The 1,334-nt window shown below is 72.0% G+C and carries 1 protein-coding gene and 1 pseudogene; one reads left to right on the forward strand and one right to left on the reverse strand.

Translation table 11 applies throughout. The features are described from left to right. A pseudogene (locus tag QQJ79_RS15325) lies at nucleotides 1-568 on the reverse strand (S8 family serine peptidase); the annotation flags it as partial. Between the two features lie 108 nt (nucleotides 569-676). Here QQJ79_RS15325 and QQJ79_RS15330 point away from each other — a divergent pair. Further along, on the forward strand, nucleotides 677-1,180 hold the full coding sequence (locus QQJ79_RS15330; RefSeq protein ID WP_284223795.1) for an RNA polymerase sigma factor: 504 nt from the start codon (nucleotides 677-679) through the stop codon (nucleotides 1,178-1,180). The last annotated feature ends 154 nt before the right edge of the window (nucleotides 1,181-1,334 follow it).

A 1,334-nucleotide genomic window follows, 5' to 3' on the forward strand; every position in this document is an offset into this window, starting at 1 on the left:
CGCCCTGCAGCGCCGGCAAGACCGCCGACGCGGAGTCGGCCCCGGCCCCGGCCAGCTCCCCCGCGGGCGCGTGCACATGGTTGAACGCATAGCTGCCGCCCGGATCGAACTCCCGCAGCCGCGCCATCGCCCGCCGCAAGGAGAGCCCGCGCGGCGGCGTCAGCACCACCGTGGTCATGTCCAGCGCCGCCAGGCGCTCTTCCCGCACCACCACAAACCCCGCGGCCAGCGCCCGGCGCCGGCCTTCGGGCGACAGGTCCACCGCCACCAGCTCGCCCCGCACAACCGGCCAGCCCTCGGGATCGGCCTCGAGCGCCCCGTCCGAGCGCCGGATCAACGCCTGCAGCCGCGACGGGACTTCAAGCGCCCGCTCAAGCCGGCCTCTCGTCATCCCCTGCAATGACCCGGGATCGACCGGCAGGCCCGGCGTTCCGCCCGGCAACCCCGGCGTCTGCGGGAGGCCCCCGCCGATGCCGCCAGGCAGGCTGATCTGGGCCGCCGCGGATCCACCGGACACAGCCATGGCCACAGCCGCGAGAAGGGTCGATAAAAGCATCCGTATCGACATGGGCGTCATTCCGGGGAACGTCCTTCTTTTCAAAAGCCTTTGGCGATGCACGACAAGGGATGAAACGATGGGGGCGGGACGTTCCATCCCCATGACGAGGTTTTCTGCTTGGACGAGTTTCAGACGGGGCTGGTGGACCTTCTGCCGAGGCTGCGCCGTTTCGCGCGTGTGCTCGTGCGGTCGGACGCCGACGCCCATGATCTGGTGCAGGAAACCGTCGAGCGCGCCCTCGCCCGTCGCGGCGGCTTTCGCCCCGGCACCCGGCTGGACAGTTGGGCCTTCACCATCATGAGGCGGATCTTCATCGACCAGACCCGATCAAACGCGCGCTGGGCCCGTGTGGTTGCCCCCGCCGACGACCTCACGCCCGGCGTCGCCGACACAGCCCTGGCCGGCGAAGACCTGCGCGCCGACGCCCTGGCCGTGCGCGACGCCATCCAGGCCCTGCCCGACGACCAGCGACTGGCCGTGGCCCTGGTGTTGATCGACGGCCTGTCCTACGCCGAGGCCGCCCAGGTCATGGGCGTTCCCGCCGGCACCCTGACCAGCCGCCTCGTGCGCGGCCGCCAGACCCTGATCCAGACCCTGGCCGAACAGGGAGTGAGCGCATGACCCCCGACACCCGCTTTGACGACGAAACCCTGATGCGCCGCGTCGACGGCGAACTATCGGCCGAGGCCGGCGCCGCCATCGACGCCGCCGTCGCCTTCGACCCCGCCCTGGCCGCCCGCCTCAGGGCCCTGCGCGCCTTGCGCGCCCTCGCCCG

It is taken from the genome of Brevundimonas denitrificans (assembly GCF_030160755.1).
GTDB classification, from domain to species: domain Bacteria; phylum Pseudomonadota; class Alphaproteobacteria; order Caulobacterales; family Caulobacteraceae; genus Brevundimonas; species Brevundimonas denitrificans.